The sequence below is a fragment of the Lacrimispora algidixylanolytica genome (assembly GCF_003609635.1).
GTDB classification, from domain to species: Bacteria; Bacillota; Clostridia; order Lachnospirales; family Lachnospiraceae; genus Lacrimispora; species Lacrimispora algidixylanolytica.
In genome coordinates this window covers 1-17,753 of the sequence record NZ_MCIA01000018.1, presented here as the reverse complement: position 1 = coordinate 17,753, position 17,753 = coordinate 1, and the positions used below count along the sequence as shown (strand labels likewise).

General features: G+C 40.8%; 18 protein-coding genes. 5 read left to right on the top strand and 13 right to left on the bottom strand.

Translation table 11 applies throughout. The features are described from left to right. Positions 1-2 precede the first annotated feature (2 nt). Complete coding sequence (locus BET01_RS11790) at positions 3-1,343, bottom strand: MATE family efflux transporter (RefSeq protein ID WP_120197062.1); 1,341 nt, start codon at positions 1,341-1,343, stop codon at positions 3-5. A 200-nt stretch (positions 1,344-1,543) separates the two neighbouring features. Between BET01_RS11790 and BET01_RS11785 the strand changes: the two genes are divergently transcribed. Beyond that, a complete protein-coding gene (locus BET01_RS11785; protein ID WP_120197021.1) occupies positions 1,544-1,984 on the top strand; it encodes an RrF2 family transcriptional regulator in 441 nt (146 codons plus the stop codon). Positions 1,985-2,211: 227 nt separating this feature from the next. Here the strand turns inward: BET01_RS11785 and BET01_RS11780 are convergent, their stop codons facing one another. The 8 genes from BET01_RS11780 to BET01_RS11745 all read right to left on the bottom strand — a co-directional run bounded on the left by BET01_RS11780 (position 2,212) and on the right by BET01_RS11745 (position 9,940). Then, complete coding sequence (locus BET01_RS11780; protein WP_120197020.1) at positions 2,212-4,575, bottom strand: ribonucleoside triphosphate reductase; 2,364 nt, start codon at positions 4,573-4,575, stop codon at positions 2,212-2,214. A gap of 162 nt (positions 4,576-4,737) precedes the next feature. After that, positions 4,738-5,982 carry a GTPase HflX gene (hflX, locus tag BET01_RS11775; RefSeq protein ID WP_120197019.1) on the bottom strand — a complete coding sequence of 415 codons (1,245 nt, stop codon included), beginning with the start codon at positions 5,980-5,982 and terminating at the stop codon, positions 4,738-4,740. Between the two features lie 12 nt (positions 5,983-5,994). Next, positions 5,995-6,771 carry a tetratricopeptide repeat protein gene (locus BET01_RS11770; protein WP_120197018.1) on the bottom strand — a complete coding sequence of 259 codons (777 nt, stop codon included), beginning with the start codon at positions 6,769-6,771 and terminating at the stop codon, positions 5,995-5,997. Between the two features lie 34 nt (positions 6,772-6,805). After that, positions 6,806-7,243 carry a dUTP diphosphatase gene (locus BET01_RS11765; RefSeq protein WP_120197017.1) on the bottom strand — a complete coding sequence of 146 codons (438 nt, stop codon included), beginning with the start codon at positions 7,241-7,243 and terminating at the stop codon, positions 6,806-6,808. Between the two features lie 2 nt (positions 7,244-7,245). After that, positions 7,246-7,902 carry an SMC-Scp complex subunit ScpB gene (gene scpB / locus BET01_RS11760; protein ID WP_120197061.1) on the bottom strand — a complete coding sequence of 219 codons (657 nt, stop codon included), beginning with the start codon at positions 7,900-7,902 and terminating at the stop codon, positions 7,246-7,248. Between the two features lie 41 nt (positions 7,903-7,943). Further along, positions 7,944-8,708: a segregation and condensation protein A gene (locus BET01_RS11755; protein WP_120197016.1), complete on the bottom strand. Its 765-nt coding sequence runs from the start codon at positions 8,706-8,708 to the stop codon at positions 7,944-7,946. An 83-nt stretch (positions 8,709-8,791) separates the two neighbouring features. Then, positions 8,792-9,646, bottom strand: coding sequence for a metallophosphoesterase (locus tag BET01_RS11750; protein WP_120197015.1), 855 nt, complete (start codon positions 9,644-9,646; stop codon positions 8,792-8,794). Positions 9,647-9,721: 75 nt separating this feature from the next. Then, a complete protein-coding gene (locus BET01_RS11745; RefSeq protein WP_120197014.1) occupies positions 9,722-9,940 on the bottom strand; it encodes a hypothetical protein in 219 nt (72 codons plus the stop codon). 93 nt (positions 9,941-10,033) lie between these two features. Between BET01_RS11745 and BET01_RS11740 the strand changes: the two genes are divergently transcribed. After that, positions 10,034-10,282, top strand: coding sequence for a helix-turn-helix domain-containing protein (locus tag BET01_RS11740; RefSeq protein ID WP_120197013.1), 249 nt, complete (start codon positions 10,034-10,036; stop codon positions 10,280-10,282). A 66-nt stretch (positions 10,283-10,348) separates the two neighbouring features. On the opposite strand, the gene BET01_RS11735 is transcribed toward BET01_RS11740, so the two are convergent. Together BET01_RS11735 and BET01_RS11730 are read right to left on the bottom strand one after the other, a co-directional pair. Further along, positions 10,349-11,731: a serine hydrolase gene (locus BET01_RS11735; RefSeq protein WP_120197012.1), complete on the bottom strand. Its 1,383-nt coding sequence runs from the start codon at positions 11,729-11,731 to the stop codon at positions 10,349-10,351. Between the two features lie 139 nt (positions 11,732-11,870). Next, positions 11,871-12,563 carry an NUDIX domain-containing protein gene (locus tag BET01_RS11730; RefSeq protein WP_120197011.1) on the bottom strand — a complete coding sequence of 231 codons (693 nt, stop codon included), beginning with the start codon at positions 12,561-12,563 and terminating at the stop codon, positions 11,871-11,873. Positions 12,564-12,960: 397 nt separating this feature from the next. Between BET01_RS11730 and BET01_RS11725 the strand changes: the two genes are divergently transcribed. Beyond that, positions 12,961-13,617, top strand: a complete 657-nt coding sequence (locus tag BET01_RS11725) for a phosphatase PAP2 family protein (RefSeq protein WP_120197010.1) — start codon at positions 12,961-12,963, stop codon at positions 13,615-13,617. A 37-nt stretch (positions 13,618-13,654) separates the two neighbouring features. Here BET01_RS11725 and BET01_RS11720 read toward each other — a convergent pair whose 3' ends face one another. Next, on the bottom strand, positions 13,655-14,674 hold the full coding sequence (locus BET01_RS11720) for a glycosyltransferase family 2 protein (protein WP_120197009.1): 1,020 nt from the start codon (positions 14,672-14,674) through the stop codon (positions 13,655-13,657). Continuing rightward, on the bottom strand, positions 14,671-15,453 hold the full coding sequence (locus BET01_RS11715; RefSeq protein ID WP_158585045.1) for a CPBP family intramembrane glutamic endopeptidase: 783 nt from the start codon (positions 15,451-15,453) through the stop codon (positions 14,671-14,673). Before BET01_RS11715 ends, BET01_RS11720 begins: the two co-directional genes overlap by 4 nt. A gap of 184 nt (positions 15,454-15,637) precedes the next feature. Between BET01_RS11715 and arcC the strand changes: the two genes are divergently transcribed. Next, positions 15,638-16,573, top strand: a complete 936-nt coding sequence (arcC, locus tag BET01_RS11710) for a carbamate kinase (protein WP_120197007.1) — start codon at positions 15,638-15,640, stop codon at positions 16,571-16,573. A gap of 396 nt (positions 16,574-16,969) precedes the next feature. Further along, complete coding sequence (locus BET01_RS11705) at positions 16,970-17,719, top strand: polysaccharide deacetylase family protein (protein WP_243117203.1); 750 nt, start codon at positions 16,970-16,972, stop codon at positions 17,717-17,719. The last annotated feature ends 34 nt before the right edge of the window (positions 17,720-17,753 follow it).

Here is a 17,753-nt window from a genome sequence, read left to right as displayed (position 1 = left end):
CCTTATTTATCTCCTATCTTTTTATGAAAGTCTGCTGGTATCCATTTTGCTTTCAATGAGTAAATCAAATCCATAATCATGGTTGTTATCCATGTGATAGGATAACACCACATCACTGCTTCAAAACTGGGGAAAAATGGAACCAAAAGATTAATGTATATCATACGCAAAATACACATATTCCCCACGCCAATGAGCATAGAAACTACAGTTCTGCCGCTGCCTCTGATGCTGCCCATTAAAATTTGATGAATGGCAAGGGTCCAATAAAACGGAAGAAGGATCAGCATGGTGGAATTTCCATAAGCAATTACATTCTTATCTGGAGAAAAGATGGAAAGAATCCGCTCAGCGTCCAGAAATAAAATTACGGAGATTATAATTGTATAGATAAAGCTTATAATAATTCCCTGTACCATTCCTTGCTTTACTCGTTTCCATTTTCCTGCTCCAATGTTTTGTCCTGTAAAGGTAGTTGCTGCCATACAGAAGCTTTGCAGGGGAAGCATGGCAAACCCATCGATTTTAGAATAGGCGCCAAATCCAGCCATTGCGGCTGCTCCGTAGCTGTTTACATTGGCCTGCACCACCACGTTTGACAGGGAGATGATAGACTGCTGGATTCCACTTGGAATTCCAAGCTTTAAGATTCTTTTCATCATTCTTTTGTCAATTCGGATCTTCGATAAGATCAGCCTATGACTTTCCTTTGTTCTCATCAGTGCCTTTACAATGAGCACCGAAGAGACCGCCTGGGCGATTACGGTTGCAAAACCAGCTCCTGCCGTTCCCATATGAAAACCAACGACAAACACCAAATCCAACACTATATTTACTACAGAGGAAACACAAAGATAATAAAGAGGTCTTTTGGAATCTCCAACTGCCCTTAAAATCCCTGCTCCCATATTATATAAAAGATTAAAGGCGGAACCCAGAAAATATATTCTTAAAAAAGAAATAGCACTAGGCAAAACCTCAATAGGTGTCCCCATCCAGATTAATAATACCGGGGTTAGGATAACACCAAGAATTGTTAAAAGAACACCTCCAACCAAACTAAGTGCAATGGAGGTATGGACTGCCCAGTGGAGCTTTTGATCCTCTTTTGCTCCATAATACTGGGATATGATGACTCCTGCACCAGTACCGATTCCCATAGACATACCAATGATTAAATTGATTAGGGAATTGCTTGAACCAACAGCTGCCAGTGCATCGCTGCCTACAAAATTACCAACTACAATTGAATCAGCGGTGTTATAAAGCTGCTGGAATAGGTTTCCGATGAGTAACGGCATGGAAAAAGCAAGAAGCTGTTTCCAAATGACTCCTTCGGTCATAATTACATGATCTGCTTTTTGATTTTTTCTCACATATTCCTCCTGCTCTTCTCCCGTCCTCCCAATGTTTATTAGTATACATCCATTTTACCAAATTGGGAAGCCAGAGAATTTAAGGTTTACTTTTTATAGTATTTCGTGTAAAATACACTAATATCCTACTAAACTGATAAGAATAATTAGGAAGGAGAATTTTAGCAATGACATTTTCTACCAAGGGGCGTTATGCGCTTCGTATGATGCTTGAATTTGCACTTCATCCAAACGAATGCACAAAGATAAATCAGGTGGCAAAACGCCAGGAAATTTCGGACAAATACTTAGAACAGATCGTGACCATCCTAAGTCGGGCCGGTTTCGTAAAAAGCCGCAGAGGTGCCAAGGGAGGGTATTTTCTCACAAAAGATCCTTCGGAATATACGGTTGGCATGATCCTACGTCTTGCTGAAGGCAGCCTTGTTCCCGTTGCCTGCATGGAGGACGAGGTAAACCATTGTCACCGTGCTGATGTCTGTGCAAGCCTTATGGTATGGAGAAAGCTTGATGATGCTATCTCTGGCGTCATTGACGGTATCACTCTTGCTGATCTGGTGGAAGAGCAAAGAAAACTAGACCGTGAATACCATCATTATGAGATATGATGACCAAAATTATCACAAAACTTCAACATAATAAGTCGGAAGAATCATTGAGCGAAACAATCTCATAAATTGTATGAAGATGCGCCTTAAAGTGAAGGAACCCCTTTGTCAGACAAAACAATGTCTAACGAAAGAGGTTCCTTTTAAATTAAGGTGTTTTTTTGTTGCTTATTTCCACTTTTTCATCAGAGTTATTTTAGCAACATGCTCCTTAACCATAAAACACGTCACTGCCCTGTACGTTCCGCATACTTTCTGATATCGGAAGCATTGGTAATCTTGTGAATCAAACCTTCTTTTACGACTACCAGAGTAGGCGCCTGCATGATTCCAAGCTTTGCGGCCAACTCTGCATTATCATCTGCATCCACGGTCTCATAGTCCATATTCTGCAAAAATCCCTTAGCTGTCTTACAGTTTGGACAAGTCTTTGTGGTGAAAAGATATGCTCCCGTTGGAATCTCTGTTTTTTTAGTCAGAACCTTTTCTGCTTTTACAGTTTCTACTTTTTCCTTCGTTATACTCAGGGGATTGTAGGTGATCCTGTTTTTATATTCCTGCGTTTTTCCTTCATTCCAGTTCTGTACTGGACGGTAATAACCGGTAATCCGACTGTACACTTCTGCTGGTTTTTGACAGAACGGACATATCTTATGTTCTCCCGAAAGGTAACCATGCTCCGCACAAATAGAATATGTGGGGGACATCGTATAATAAGGCAGTTTGTAATGCTCCGCTATGGTTTTCACCATCTTTGCTGCTGCTTGCCAGTCTGGGAGCTTTTCACCCAGGAATGCATGGAATACAGTTCCTGAGGTATAAAGGGTCTGAAGCCCATCTTGAATATCCAGAGCATCAAAAATATCTGCTGTGAATTCCACTGGAAGATGGGAACTATTGGTATAGTATGGGGTATCCCCTTCTTTTCCTGCAGTTCGTATTCCTGGATAACGATCTTTATCATGCTTTGCCAGGCGGTAGGTAGTAGATTCTGCTGGAGTTGCTTCTAGATTATAAAGGTCGCCGTATTGCTCCTGATAATCGGAAAGCCTTTCCCGCATATAATTTAACACTTCCTTCGTGAACTTCTGGGTTTTCGTGTTGGATAAATCTTCTTTTAACCATCTTGCATTTAGTCCAACCTCATTCATGCCAATGAGTCCGATGGTGGAAAAGTGATTTTCAAAGGTTCCAAGATACCGCTTGGTATATGGGTACAAGCCCTGATTTAAAAGTTTTGTGATGATATCCCGTTTCACCTTTAAAGACCTAGCAGAGATATCCATCATGTGATCCAAACGTTTGAAAAAGTCAGTTTCATCTTTTGCTAGGTATGCAATCCTTGGCATGTTTATGGTCACAACGCCTACAGAGCCAGTGCTTTCTCCAGAACCAAAGAAACCACCAGTCTTTCTTCTTAATTCCCGAAGATCAAGTCTCAAACGGCAACACATGCTTCTTACATCGCTTGGCTCCATATCGCTATTAATATAGTTAGAAAAATAAGGAGTTCCGTATTTTGAGGTCATCTCAAACAGCAAACGGTTGTTTTCTGTATCTGTCCAATCAAAATCCTTTGTAATGGAATAGGTTGGAATGGGATATTGGAATCCTCTTCCATTGGCATCTCCTTCAATCATGGTCTCAATAAATGCCTTATTGACCATATCCATCTCTTTCTTACAATCCTTGTACTTGAAATCCATCTCCTTACCACTTACAACGGCATTCAATTCTGCCATGTCAGGAGGAACGGTCCAATCCAAAGTAATATTAGAAAATGGTGCCTGAGTTCCCCAACGACTTGGAGTGTTTACACCAAAAATAAAGCTTTCTACACACTTTTTCACTTCACTGTAGGATAAGTTATCTGCCTTAACAAAAGGTGCCAAATACGTATCAAAGGAAGAAAAGGCCTGAGCTCCTGCCCATTCATTTTGCATAATTCCCAAAAAATTTACCATTTGGTTGCAAAGAACGGATAAATGTTTAGCGGGTGAAGAGGTAATCTTACCAGGGATTCCTCCTAGCCCTTCCATAAGAAGTTGTTTTAATGACCAGCCAGCACAATAACCTGTCAGCATAGATAAATCGTGAATATGTACATCCGCATTTCTATGGGCATCCGCAATCTCTTGGTCGTAAATCTCTGATAACCAGTAGTTTGCCGTAACCGCACCGGAATTGCTTAAAATCAGACCGCCCACGGAATAAGTAACCGTAGAGTTTTCTTTGACCCGCCAGTCTTCTACCTTTACATAGCTGTTCACTACATCTTTATAATCAAGTATTGTATTCTTCATATTACGAATTTTCTCTCGCTGTTTTCTATAAAGAATGTATGCCTTTGCTACATCTGTATATCCGGCTTGTTCCAGAACGTGCTCTACGCTGTCTTGAATTTCCTCCACTGAAACTTGGCTACCTGTCATCTTGTTCTGGAAATCAGCCGTTACCCGAAGAGACAACAATTGAAGGATTTCATCATTATACTCCTTCTGCGTGGCCTTAAATGCTTTTTTAACGGCTTCCGTGATCTTAATTAGGCTGAATTCAGCTATTTCCCCATCTCTTTTTACTACCTGGATCATTAAAAGCTAGCTCCTTTCCTCTTAGAACCCCTTTATTGACTTCAAGATTAAAACACAAGTGTATTATAACAGAGCGAAAACAAAAACACAATATATAGATTGGATTTTAACACCAATTCTACATATTGTGTTTTCTTTCGTCGTTAATTAAATCGGCATTGCCTATAAATTGGCTAACAATTCCGATGGAACATAAGCACTTACATAAATACCATCATCCCGGTATTCTTCTGCTAACAGCTGACCATACTTGCGGATCAGTTGAATCTTACCTGCTTCATTGTAGGAATATACTTTTTCTAAATGTATTTTTTGATTTCGTAATATCGTCTCTAAAAGATTTAAAAGCTCGTCAAAGCCTTGCCCAGTCCTGGCTGATATTTTCACCTGATAATCCGAGGTGATATCGCGAAGAGTGGTATTAGGGTCAGCGGCATCCATCTTGTTAAATACCGTTACTACAATCTTATCACTAACTCCCAGTTCCCGCAGAGTATCGTATACTACGTACATCTGCATCTCCATGTGTAGATTGGAGGCATCTACCACATGAAGAATCACATCACTGTATTTTGCCTCTTCCAACGTACTTTTAAAGGCTTCAATCAAATGATGAGGCAGTTTCCTGATAAACCCAACCGTATCGGTTAGAAGAATCTGCTGACCTCCTGGAAGATTTAAATTCCTTGTCGTAGGATCAAGGGTAGCAAACAGCTTGTCTTCTGCAAGAATCCCAGCATCAGTGAGCTGGTTAAGCAAGGTGGATTTTCCCGCATTGGTATACCCTACAATTGCCGCAACCGTTACATGATTTTTATCCCGCTGCTGTCTGGCAACTTCCCTGTGACGCTTTACATCATCAAGTTCTGACTTTAAAATTCCAATTCGATCATGGATTAGACGGCGGTCCATCTCCAGCTTCTTCTCTCCAGGTCCTCTGGTTCCGATTCCGCCTCCCAAACGAGATAAGGAACTTCTAAGTCCAACCAGGCGGGCAGACCTATATTTTAACTGAGCCAGTTCCACCTGAATCTTTCCCTCTCTAGTGGTCGCCCTGGAAGCGAAAATATCCAAAATTACCATGGTTCGGTCCATGACCTTCATATCAAGTTCTTGTTCTAAATTCCTAAGTTGGGCGGGAGAAAGCTCATCATCGCATACCACACCTGTGGCACCTAGCTCCCATGCCCGTTCCTTTACCTCTTGAATCTTACCTTTTCCAAGATACGTTCCCGGATGAACTCGTTCCCGGTTCTGAATCATCTTATCCACGGTTACAGCTCCCGCTGTTTTAACAAGCTCTTCCAGCTCATCAACGGAAGCCTTTGTACCATCCCCATCTCCAATACTAACGGCTATGAGAATGACTTTTTCTTCTATATCTTTTAAATCAATCAGTTCTGCCATAATTTATCCAACCTATCTTGTCTTTAAAAATGTGATCTCCCTCTCAGCCGCTTCATCCGGACCGTGAACGGAGACATACTTCTGCATCAATTCCAGGGCTTCTTTAAATTCACCCTTATATTCTCTGGCAACTGCCTGGTTAAATAAAAGCTCAGGAACAGTACTGCCATCTTCTGCGGAAAGACCTAGTTCAAAATAACTTGAGGCAGAATCGTAATCTTTCTTTGCTATATTCAAAAGCCCTATTCGGTTATATAGCCCGGCACTTTTTTCACCTGCTGTTAATGCCTCCTGATAAAGAGACATGGCGTCGTCAAGAGATCCGTTCTTTTCCATAAGAGACCCTACGGAAATAAGAGCTTTTAATCTGCCTGGAGTTTTAAAATCCTTTTTAATTTCTCCGCTCTTTTTGTAATCCTCTAGAGCTCCTTTTAAATCCCCTGCCTCAGCTCTAGCTATGGAACGTAAATTAAAGTACTCTGACTTTTTACCGTCAGCTTTTATGAGTTTGTCATAGGTTGCTTCCGCTTGCTTGTAATCTCCAGATAAAAACTCCGCCTCAGCCCTATATTTAAGTATATCAATATCCACCTTCTGAACCAGGCCCTTTGAGGACTGTATGGCTTTGTCAAAAGAAACGATGGCCTCATCATAATTTCCTTCCTTCAACGCGGTTATTCCCGCCTCCCGGAACGTATACCGGTTGTCTTTGCCTGCGCAGCCCTGGGATAAGGACACCACCAAACAAATAAGAACAACAAACACTGCATATCCAGTCTTTTTTCTCATGCTATTATCTCCAACTCTATAAAAGCTATGAATGTTATTGTTTCCCTGTACTTCCGTGACCGCCTCTGTCTTCATGAACCAGCTCTGTGACTTCTTCAAACGCAAGAACCGGCTGATGTTCCATGATGCGGAACTGACAGATTCTGTCGTTTACACGAATTACGGTATCTCTTAAGGCATAGGCTGGGAAAAACCACTGATCATTATCTCCACAATAGGTTTCGTCAATAATTCCCATGCTGTTTGTCTGAATGATTCCGTAATTTTTAAACGTACTGCTTCTTGGGACCACATGCGCTTCATAACCTGAGGGAAGTTCCAGGGCAATGCCAAGAGGAATCAATTGAAACTCTCCTGCCTTTATCACCACTTCCTTTGCAGCTCTTAAGTCGATCCAATCTGACTTTCCACCAATATAGCAAAGACGTTCTATCTCATCTGTAAAATATTTAATTTTAATCGTTTGTGTCACTTTTATTCCTCCTGAAAATCCACTTTTTTCTTATCTTCCTCTGATATCAAATCACTGCTGTCAGAGAGCTCTTCTTCTACCTGCAAGCGAATTTCTGCCGCTACCACCGGATCTGCAACCGGTAAGTTCTGGGTAGATCCAATTCCAAATCTTCTTAAAAATTCCTCTGTTGTCGCAAATAGGGCCGGGCGCCCAGGTGCGTCAAGTCGTCCCACTTCATAAACCAAATTATATTCTACCAGCTTATTGACTGCATGATCGGATTTAACTCCACGAATTTTCTCAATCTCAAGCTTTGTTACCGGCTGCTTATAGGCAATAATGGAGAGAGTCTCCAAGATCACATCTGATAATACCTGTTTTTTGGGAGTGACTGCAACACGAATCAGATTTTCGTAGTATTCTGTACGGGTGCACATCTGATAGCTGTTCTCCAGTTCAATGATCTGCATCCCACGTTTCCCCGTGTCAAAGCGCTTTTTCAGACGGAGAACGGCTTCTCTTGCTGTGTTCTCGTCCTGTCCGATGGCAACCGCAAGGCGGCTTAGCTCCACAGAATTTCCCATGGTAAAAAGAACAGCCTCAATGACAGCTTCCCATGTTTTTTCTTCTTTTGTGCTTTTTTTAAGCCCTTCCTCAAAAAGAGTATCTTTTTCCATGTGTTTCCTCTCTCCCGAATCCTTGTCCATGTTCCACCAGGTCAAGCTCCTACTTCTTCTTCCTCTTCCAAAGTTTCAATGAACATATCCTCAAACAAACACTCCTGAGTCAAACGGATCTTTCCGATCTTCATAAGCTCCAGAATCGCTAAAAATGTTACCACAACTTCCAGTCTGTCTGTCTGCCTCTCAAGCATCCTGCGAAAAGAAAACTTCCGGTGCTGTCTGGCATAATCCATAACGGATATAATCTTATCCTCCAGACTTACGGATTCCTTTTGGATGTTTCCAAAGCTGCTTCTGATTGGGTCAACACGGTCTGCTTTACGCTTTGTGACCTGTCTGAAGATCTCTTGCAGCTTTGCCAGAGTAAGTCCATCTAAAAGCAGATCAAGATCAACGACCGGCTCGTACTTTGTTACCTCAGGTGGCACCGTGGAATCTTTATAAAACAGACGGTCGGCTCCCACCTCCCGGTCCTTTAATTCCATAGACATGTATTTATAATATTTGTATTCTAAAAGACGTGCCACAAGCTCTGCTCTGGGGTCTTCTTCCTCCCCCTCTTCATTCACTTCTTTTGGAAGCAGCATGCGCGCCTTGATATCAATCAGTGTTGCCGCCATAACTAAAAACTCACTGACAATGTTTAAATCCTCTGTTTCCATGTTGTTGACATAATCTAAGTATTGTTCCGTAATTGTCGCAATGGGAATATCATAAATATTCACTTTATTCTTATCAATCAAATGAAGCAGCAGATCCAGCGGCCCCTCAAAAATATCCAGTTTATAAGAGATTCCCATAAATTCCTCCAAAGCATATATCATACACCACGGACTAGTATAACAAATCCTGCTTCATCTGTAAATATATGCCAGCCCCAAAATCATGTTTTCCGTTTTAAATCTACTACTACCAGTTGGGGTTTGTTGTTAAACCTGATATTTATGGAATGAGTTCCAAGCCCTCTGCTCACGATCATATATCTGTCATCCGTTTCAAACGTTCCTCCACAATATGGATTGAAAAACTGATACTGAGGCGTCATGACACCACCTAATACAGGCAGTCTTATGGTTCCTCCATGAAAGTGCCCGGATAAAGTCAGATCTGCTCCCCATGCTCTACAACCACGAAAATAAAGGGGGGAATGGCAAAGAAGAATCTGGAACCGATCCTTATCTGCATTTCCCACCTTTTTCTCTATTTGTTCCCGTGTTAATTCCTCACGTTGAAAATTCTTATAAAATCGGTACTCTAAATCAATGCCCGTAACAGCCAAATCCTGGGCAAATAGTTCTGTCTTATCTTCAAGAACCTTTACGCCCAGTCTCTTTAAGCTATTTTTGTATTCCTCGTACTGATTGCCATAAACTTCTGGATTCCAGCTCATCCGATTCTCATGGTTGCCGTTTCCATAGATAACCGGATAGCGGGAAGCAAGGGTTTTAAATAGCTTTAGGGAGATGGACGTATCAGCACTTCCCTTGCTGACTAACATATCTCCTCCCACCAAAATGAGGTCCGGATTAATAAGGTCCACTGCATCAAGAAGCCTTTGGTTTCCTGTTCCAAACTGATGATTGTGTAAATCGGATAGAAAGAGAATCCGATGATCCTTTATAATCTTTTCGCTTTTAAGAACAATATCTTCTCTAGAAAGTTGTTCCTTTTCATATTCTGAACGCAGTAAAAATGCTGCGATAGCAGCGAGACAAAAAACTCCGACAGCAAATAACATATCGATTTCCTCAACTTTTCGTTTTATTTTCCTGCTGTCTTTTCATCATACAATGAACTTTCTACCTCGTCAAGCTTAAGAAAACCAATCTCCTGCCAGATATTCGATCACTAAATTGGGCAGTATTACCATCAAACCAATTCCTACACTCATAACCATAGTGCTAAAAAAATACTCTGTATATCCCTGAGTTCCTGGCTGAGGGGGGACCGTAAACGCAAGGCGGTATATGGAGCCGCAGATAATAAAAAAACAAACAAGATAAAAAATTGCATTAAATATATTCCTTTTCATTGGTGTAATCCTCCTTACACATAATATATACCAATTATGGATAATATGCAATACCAGATACTCACGGTTTAATTATGGTTAGAGGTGACATATATGATTGTTTATGACAGGCTGTGGGAGACCATGAAAAAGAAAAACGTCAGCCAGTATCATCTGATTAAGTATTATAAGGTTAGTGCCGGACAGATCGGGAGGCTTAAGAAAAATAATTTTGTATCCACTCACACCATTGATATGCTTTGCAAGATTTTAGACTGTAGCGTAGAAGATGTTATGGAATATCGAACTGATATTAGTGAAGTTTCAATCGAAGCAGACCAGGGAGATCAAAGCCAGGTCTAACCGCATGAAGTGACTACCTTAAACGAAAAAAGAGCCCAAGGGCTCTTTTTTTGTATGTAACAGGGATTATTTCTTTACCCATGCACCGGATTCATTTACACAGTATCCATCTGGGGTTGTCGTATTCTTTAACATCACCCCATCGCCTCCTAGGTAATACCATATTCCACTACTCTCTACCCAGTAATTGCGTGCCATGGAACCGCTTTGTTTGAAGTAATACCATGAGCTGTTTGAAAACTGCCTCCACTCTGTAGCCATCGTTCCGTCTTGGTCAAAATAATAGTCGACTCCATCCACATTCATCCACTGGTTGGCTGCTTTTTTCCCATCTTGTTTTTTAAAAAACCATTTGGTTCCGTTCTTTTCCCATCCGTTAACCGAATTCTGGGATAAGGTTGTCCCTCCTGATTTTACAGCAAATCCATAATCCAAAAGGGCTTTCGTATCGGCATAGTGGGTTGACTTACTTTTCATCACAACGACTACGAGACGGACTCCATTTCTTTCTGCACAGGTGACAAGAGTATTGCCAGCTGCTGAAGTATAACCTGTCTTTCCCCCAATGACACCTGAATAATAACGGGAGTCTGATGAATGAATCATCTTGTGTCCCATGGTAACAGTTCTGGCTCCCGCCTTTTTGGTAGCAGGGATCTGATAACTCACGGTGGAGGTCACTTTTCTTACCTTATCGTTTTGAAATGCAGCTTTTGCGATTAAAGCCATATCATGAGGCGTTGTATAATGTCCAGAATTGTTAAGACCATTTGGATTGACAAACTTCGTGTTGGTACAACCAAGCTCCTTTGCTTTTGCATTCATAAGGGCGGCAAAACCACTTACACTGCCAGAAACGTGCTCAGCCAATCCGTTAGCAACTTCATTGGCCGATTTTAGCATAAGACCGTATAGACTTTGTTCTACTGTAAGCCTATCTCCTTCTACAAGTCCTAAGGTAACGGCTCCAGATTCCAGATTGGTGGTGGCCGCTTTTGAATATACCACGGTATCCGTAAGATTGGAACGTTCTGCTACAAGAAGAGCCGTCATTAGCTTTGTGATGCTAGCCGGATAATATTTAGCCTCTGCATTCTTTCCATAAAGAATGGTTCCAGTTTGAGCATCCAAAAGAACTGCACCTTCAGATGCAATTTGAGGTTGAGTAACATTTGCCGCGTTGGTCGTATTTGTTGTAGTAGTTGTTGTTGTAGTTGTCGCGGGATTTGTTGTAGTTGCAGGATTTGCTGTACTTCCTGTGGTGTTGGTTTCTGTTTTTTGAGAGTGATCCGTTGGTAATCCGGCACCAGGCCCTGCTGCGTTTTCCGTCTTTTGGCCGGAAGAATCCGGAAAAGGCGTAACAACAGGGATATCACCAAATGTAGGGATTGATGCGACTAAACTAAAGCAAATTGCCAGACTACACAGCCTGAGTGATCTTTTTGTCATTTCCTTCTTCTCCTGTATTTATATCACTATTCATGTAATTTCTTCCAACAGTATATCATATATCTTCTATTTTTCAGATTAAGTTTTTCTTACAAACATTCAAAAAAACGCATCACCCTAATAGGATAATGCGTTTTTTCTAGAAATTCTGTTCCCTATATTCTTTTTCCAGCTCTTCCAACCGATCCATGGCAACATTCAGAATCTCTGCATGATCAAATGCCAGTTTTTCCTGATCCAGCATATCAATGGCTGGTAAAAGCTCAATGTCTGTTTCCTTTTTCCACATCAGTCCCTGACGTTGATAAGTTTCGGTAATTCGATATGTCATATAAATATGATCTTCGTCATTTTCAACAGTAAGCGAATAAGTAGATCCATTCTCCAGATCAGAAAGTTTCTTTTTCTTTACCTTAAACCAACCTGCTTTTTCCGCATCGTCAGAAGCCTGGGGATTGATCTGATCCTTTGGTACGGCAGCTAAGTAAGATACTGATATTACTCTTGTTCTTGGGTCACGTTTTATCGATCCCCAGGTATAGAGCTGCTCCAAACAAATGTCTGTTACCCCTGTCTCTTCATAAAGCTCTCTGGCAGCCGCCTCTTCCAGCGACTCATCAAGACCTGCAAAACCACCTGGTATGGCCCAATGTCCGATGTAAGGATGATTCTTCCGACGAATTAAAAGAATTTCCGCTTCTGCTTCCTCTTCTTCTAGATCCACCGCAAAAATCAGCACATCAACCGTCACCGACGGACGTTCATAATCCCCCGGACGATACTGTAAAAGAAAATCCTTTTCCGTCAATCCCTCTTCATTCTTTCGTTCCATTCTGTCCTTCTTCCTACCAGAATCTTAGAATGCCGTAAGTGAAAGCCATACAATGTCAGGCCTTCTGCCACAGCTAGAATACTGGATTTCCTATGGTTATCAAACAGGCTGGCCATTCAGCCTCTGCCTGCAGTCTTTCACCCTTATGTTCTCCTGATTTCCAACTTCTGCTCATTAAAGTCTGCTTATATACTATACACAAAGATTGGCGCTGTATCAACTATTTTATAAAAAGATTATTTTTAAGTTTGGTAAATTTTCACTAAAAAGTAAAACTTATCAGAATAAAAACTTAACATTTTTGAAATACTATTGTACTGTGAAATCGAGTATGATATAATCCACCAAAGTTGATCAATTGATTCCTGACCATAAGAATGGAGAATGGTGACTTAAAATGAAAAGCACTTTAAAAAAATACAGCCATGTCTGGTTACTGGGCTACGCTTTTATTTATCTTCCATGGTTTTTATACCTGGAAAAAACGGTAACGAGCAATTACCATATCATGTATATTGCACTTGATGACTTGATTCCTTTTAACGAATTTTTCATTATACCATATCTTTTATGGTTTCTATATGTGGCTGGCGCTGTAGCGTATTTCTTTTTTACTGATGTGAAAAGCTATTATAAACTATGTACCATGCTTTTTACAGGAATGACTATTAGTCTTTTGGTTTGCACCGTGTTTCCAAACGGTACGGATTTTAGGCCTTTAATAGATCCCTCAAAGAATGTATTTGCTAAAATAGTTTCTTATCTCTATTCCGCAGATACCTGCACCAATGTATTTCCAAGCATTCATGTATATAATTCCATCTGTGTACACCTTGCAGTTTTAAGAAGCGAACGTCTGAGCAAATACGGCATTTTAAAGATCTCTTCCTTTGTACTCATGGTTTCAATTTGTCTGGCTACTGTATTTTTAAAGCAGCATTCCGCAATTGATGGTTTTGGTTCTATCGCAATGGCTTATATCATGTATTATTTCGTATATGCCGGAAGTTATGAACCTAGCAGAAAGAAAGTGTCCGAAAAGGCAATTGGTTAAAAAATCCCCGACAGTATAATCACTGTCGGGGATTTTCCTAGTTAAACCCAAAAAACTTCTGGGTCATCTGATATATTGCGATTGGAAATTTCATGCCACCTTTTCCTGGAAGGTTAACTCCCTGTCCCATGAATCCCCATCTCAAGCGCAAAAACAGCTTTAAATTCTGCTTTCTTAAATGCTGCCAAAGTTCTTTTTTCTTTTCTAAATTTTCCTCTGAACCAGATTTGATTGCCAGAATGGACGAAATGGTCATCATAATTTCTAGATACCGTACCGTATACCTGCGAAGTTTTCGCTGCTTAATCTTCATTACGTCATAGTAACCAAGCATTAATTTTGTTACGTTGATCTGCTGATCGATTCGACCAATCATCACCTGTTCGTTTACCGATTGATCTTCTCTTCCGATAAAATACCGATAAAAGTTTACATCAAGATAATACATGGTCTTTACGTGAGGCAGAGGTTGGTATACAAAGATATTGTCCACGTAGAAGGTGTGTTTTGGAAGCTCCAGTCCGCATTGTTTTAAAAGTTCTGTCCGATAAATGACAGAATGCATAAGAATATACTGTCCCAGTATAAATACCTTTACGTCATCCCAGTCGAATAATTCATTCTTTGGTAGAGCCGTGCGGTAATTCATCACTTTTTTTCGTTTTACGCCTTGCTTTTCATAAACGAAATTACTAATTAACATATCAAGCGTCTTTTCACCTATAACAAAGTCCCTTAATGTATTTAAAATCTCCATATAGGCAGAATAGTCTACCCAGTCATCGCTGTCCACCACTTTGAAATAGATTCCAGTGGCATTCCTAAGTCCGGCATTGACTGCCTCTCCATGGCCTCCATTTTCTTGATGGATCGCCCGGCATATATTGGGATATCTGCTCTCATATTCATCGGCAACAGCAGCAGTATTGTCTTTGGTGGAGCCATCGTTTACGATAAGAATCTCCACTTCTTCCCCTCCAGGCAGCAATGAGTCAATGCAGTGCCTCATATAAGATTCAGAATTATAGCAAGGAATTGCCACAGATAAGAGTTTCACACCATATCCTCCTTTAAATTGTTTTTCCTGTAAATACGTATGATGCATAATAATGATACCATAAAAGAAACAATGGCTATAATTGCCATTACACCCTGATTATTACTCCCTGACAGCAGATTCCCCAGAATTGTATTTGTAACAATCAGGGATACTAAATTAGCCATCACATGAAGAATAACAGGCGCCAGTAAGGTCTGAGTCACCTCATAAAGCCAGGCAACCGCCAGTCCAATGATAAACGCATACACTCCCTGAGGGAGATTCCCATGATAAATTCCAAACAAAGCCGCAGATAGAAAGGCAGATGGCAGAAAAGACAGTCTGTCCCTTAAGGCGGCAAAGCAAAGTCCCCGAAAGATCAATTCTTCGGTCAATGGAATTATAAATCCGGCAGCTGCAATCTGTACTGGAAGCGTTGGCATATAGATGGCGTTTTTCGCCTCTTCATATGCCTGTGATATGTGGTCCAATCCTGACATCGCCACAATCTCATTGCCAAACACGCATAAAGCAGTACCAAGTAGCAGAATATAGAAAAAACAGCCGTTAAGTCTTAAATGAATCGCTGGTGTTATGCTACGCAGCTTCTGATCTCTCGAATACACGAAATATAAGAATGGAGCACATATAACGGAAGATAAGGCAGCGGCATATAATGCACCTATGTTTAGATTCAGAAACAAAATGCTGGATACTCCGGTATAAAAAAACATTGGAAGTATCAGATGCAGGATCAGTGATGTCATGTGTATGGAGTCCTTTCCTCTCTGTTTCATTCTAAACATTATACCACCTGATCTTAAGATATCCATAATTATTTTTATAATTCTTTCGAAAATATTCCATACCTTTTTCTTCATACTCTTCCATGACTTAAAACCTGTTGCTTTTTTTACCTCTGGATACTATAATATTCTTATCTTTTTTATTAAATTACGATTGAACTGAGAGGAAACTGATATGGCAAAAAAACGTATTGTTATGGCGTTGGGACATAATGCTTTGGGAACGAACCTTCCCGAGCAAAAAGAAGCTGTTGGCAAAACCGCCAAAGTGATCGCAGATTTTATTGAAGGCGGCTGGCAGGTAGCCATCACTCACAGCAATGCGCCCCAGGTTGGTATGATCCACACCGCTATGAATGAGTTCGGCAAGCAGCATGACGGTTATACTTCCGCCCCCATGTCCGTATGTTCTGCCATGAGTCAGGGCTACATTGGTTACGATCTACAAAACGGTATCCGCGCAGAACTACTTAAGAGAGGCATTTACAAATCTGTGGCAACAATTTTAACCCAGATGATGGTAAATCCTTATGACGAGGCATTTTACACTCCCATGAAACCGATTGGCCGTTTTATGTCACAAGAGGACGCAAAGGTAGAGGAGGAAAAAGGAAATTACGTGGAAGAAGTTTCTGGTAAGGGTTTCCGCAGGGTGGTTGCTTCTCCAAAACCTGTATCCATTGTTGAGATTGATATCATCAAAGCTATCTTAGATGCAGACCAGATCGTAATTGCATGTGGCGGTGGCGGAATCCCGGTTATGGAACAGGGATGTGTGTTAAAGGGTGCCAGTGCAGTCATTGAAAAAGACCGTGCCGCTGGACTTTTGGCAAAGGAAATCGATGCTGAAGTACTTATGATTTTAACCGGTGTTGATAACGTAGATTTAAATTATGGAAAGGCAGATGAGACACCAATTGGCCTTATGAACGTAAAAGAAGCTGCTGACTATATTCAAGAAGGACAGTTTGAATCTTCTTCCATGCTACCAAAGATTGAGGCTTCTGTTGATTTTATTGAACATGGTAAGAATAGAAAGGCGATTATTACTTCTTTGCAAATGGCGAAGGCTAGCCTTGAAGATAACGCTGGAACGATTATTAAGGATTAATCTTTTGGAAATCTTCCCCTATGTAATTTTGGCGGGTAGTATGTTTAACATACTACCCGCCATTTTTTTGAATGACAAGTTATTACATTAATTCTATATGATTTCCAAAAAGTTACAAAGAATCTAAATGAAACACATGGAATCATATTAAATGAAAAATAAACATATTTAATTAAAAACCCTGGAATGTCATGGGGCGAAAAGTGAGCGGATCGCTGATTTTGCCGAATAGAGACAAGTCCGTCTTCATATATTGAAACAAACGTACTGACGGAGTTCTATTTTATGAAGTTTCTTAAAAATCTAAAGATAGTAGAAAAAATCCGGTCCATTCCTGTTTCTCCTCAAACTGGGAAACGGTCTGCTAAGATTTTTCTCCTTTTTCTCTGTGCATTTATGGCAGGTCGTATGGGCGCCATGCTTACGGCACATCAGAAAACGGTTACAGCCGCAGCAGATGGAAACTGGGGTCTTAGTTTCCAGCAGGAAGGCCAACCTCCCGTAGCCAATGCCACCATGGATTATCTAAAGCAGTTTAATTCCTATTACGCACAGAAAACACAAGATAAAGTATTGTATCTTACATTTGATGCTGGTTATGAAAACGGCAATACTCCCGCGATACTGGATGCTCTAAAGAAGCACAATGCCCCCGCTACCTTTTTTATCGTAGGCAACTACATAGAAACCGCTCCTGATCTTGTGAAACGTATGGTCGCAGAAGGTCACACCGTAGGAAATCATACTTATCACCATCCCGATATGTCTAAGATGGCTTCCAAGGAGTCCTTTGAAAAAGAGTTAAAGGATTTAGAGACTTTGTATGAAAAAACCACAGGACAGCCCTTGAGGAAATATTACCGTCCACCACAGGGCAAATACAATGAAACTAACTTACAGATGGCTAAGGATATGGGATATAAGACCTTTTTCTGGAGTCTGGCTTATGTTGACTGGTATCAGGATAAGCAACCATCAAAGGAAGAAGCCTTTAAAAAACTTCTTGGCAGAGTCCATCCAGGTGCCATTATTTTGCTTCACAGCACCTCTAAAACCAATGGACAGATTCTTGATGAGCTGTTAACCAAATACGAGGAAATGGGATATCAATTCAGGTCACTAGATCAGTTGGTAGCGGAACAGTAATCGTATGATATCTCTGCAAAAAACGGCCGATGCT

What these genes read in the sequence shown, in the direction of transcription:
- BET01_RS11790 (WP_120197062.1), bottom strand. Translation starts at nt 1,343, where the DNA reads ATGACCGAAGGAGTCATTTGGAAACAGCTTCTTGCTTTTTCCATGCCG.
- BET01_RS11785 (WP_120197021.1), top strand. Translation starts at nt 1,544, where the DNA reads ATGACATTTTCTACCAAGGGGCGTTATGCGCTTCGTATGATGCTTGAA.
- BET01_RS11780 (WP_120197020.1), bottom strand. Translation starts at nt 4,575, where the DNA reads ATGATCCAGGTAGTAAAAAGAGATGGGGAAATAGCTGAATTCAGCCTA.
- hflX (WP_120197019.1), bottom strand. Translation starts at nt 5,982, where the DNA reads ATGGCAGAACTGATTGATTTAAAAGATATAGAAGAAAAAGTCATTCTC.
- BET01_RS11770 (WP_120197018.1), bottom strand. Translation starts at nt 6,771, where the DNA reads ATGAGAAAAAAGACTGGATATGCAGTGTTTGTTGTTCTTATTTGTTTG.
- scpB (WP_120197061.1), bottom strand. Translation starts at nt 7,902, where the DNA reads ATGGAAAAAGATACTCTTTTTGAGGAAGGGCTTAAAAAAAGCACAAAA.
- BET01_RS11755 (WP_120197016.1), bottom strand. Translation starts at nt 8,708, where the DNA reads ATGGGAATCTCTTATAAACTGGATATTTTTGAGGGGCCGCTGGATCTG.
- BET01_RS11750 (WP_120197015.1), bottom strand. Translation starts at nt 9,646, where the DNA reads ATGTTATTTGCTGTCGGAGTTTTTTGTCTCGCTGCTATCGCAGCATTT.
- BET01_RS11745 (WP_120197014.1), bottom strand. Translation starts at nt 9,940, where the DNA reads ATGAAAAGGAATATATTTAATGCAATTTTTTATCTTGTTTGTTTTTTT.
- BET01_RS11740 (WP_120197013.1), top strand. Translation starts at nt 10,034, where the DNA reads ATGATTGTTTATGACAGGCTGTGGGAGACCATGAAAAAGAAAAACGTC.
- BET01_RS11735 (WP_120197012.1), bottom strand. Translation starts at nt 11,731, where the DNA reads ATGACAAAAAGATCACTCAGGCTGTGTAGTCTGGCAATTTGCTTTAGT.
- BET01_RS11730 (WP_120197011.1), bottom strand. Translation starts at nt 12,563, where the DNA reads ATGGAACGAAAGAATGAAGAGGGATTGACGGAAAAGGATTTTCTTTTA.
- BET01_RS11725 (WP_120197010.1), top strand. Translation starts at nt 12,961, where the DNA reads ATGAAAAGCACTTTAAAAAAATACAGCCATGTCTGGTTACTGGGCTAC.
- BET01_RS11715 (WP_158585045.1), bottom strand. Translation starts at nt 15,453, where the DNA reads ATGAAACAGAGAGGAAAGGACTCCATACACATGACATCACTGATCCTG.
- arcC (WP_120197007.1), top strand. Translation starts at nt 15,638, where the DNA reads ATGGCAAAAAAACGTATTGTTATGGCGTTGGGACATAATGCTTTGGGA.
- BET01_RS11705 (WP_243117203.1), top strand. Translation starts at nt 16,970, where the DNA reads ATGGCAGGTCGTATGGGCGCCATGCTTACGGCACATCAGAAAACGGTT.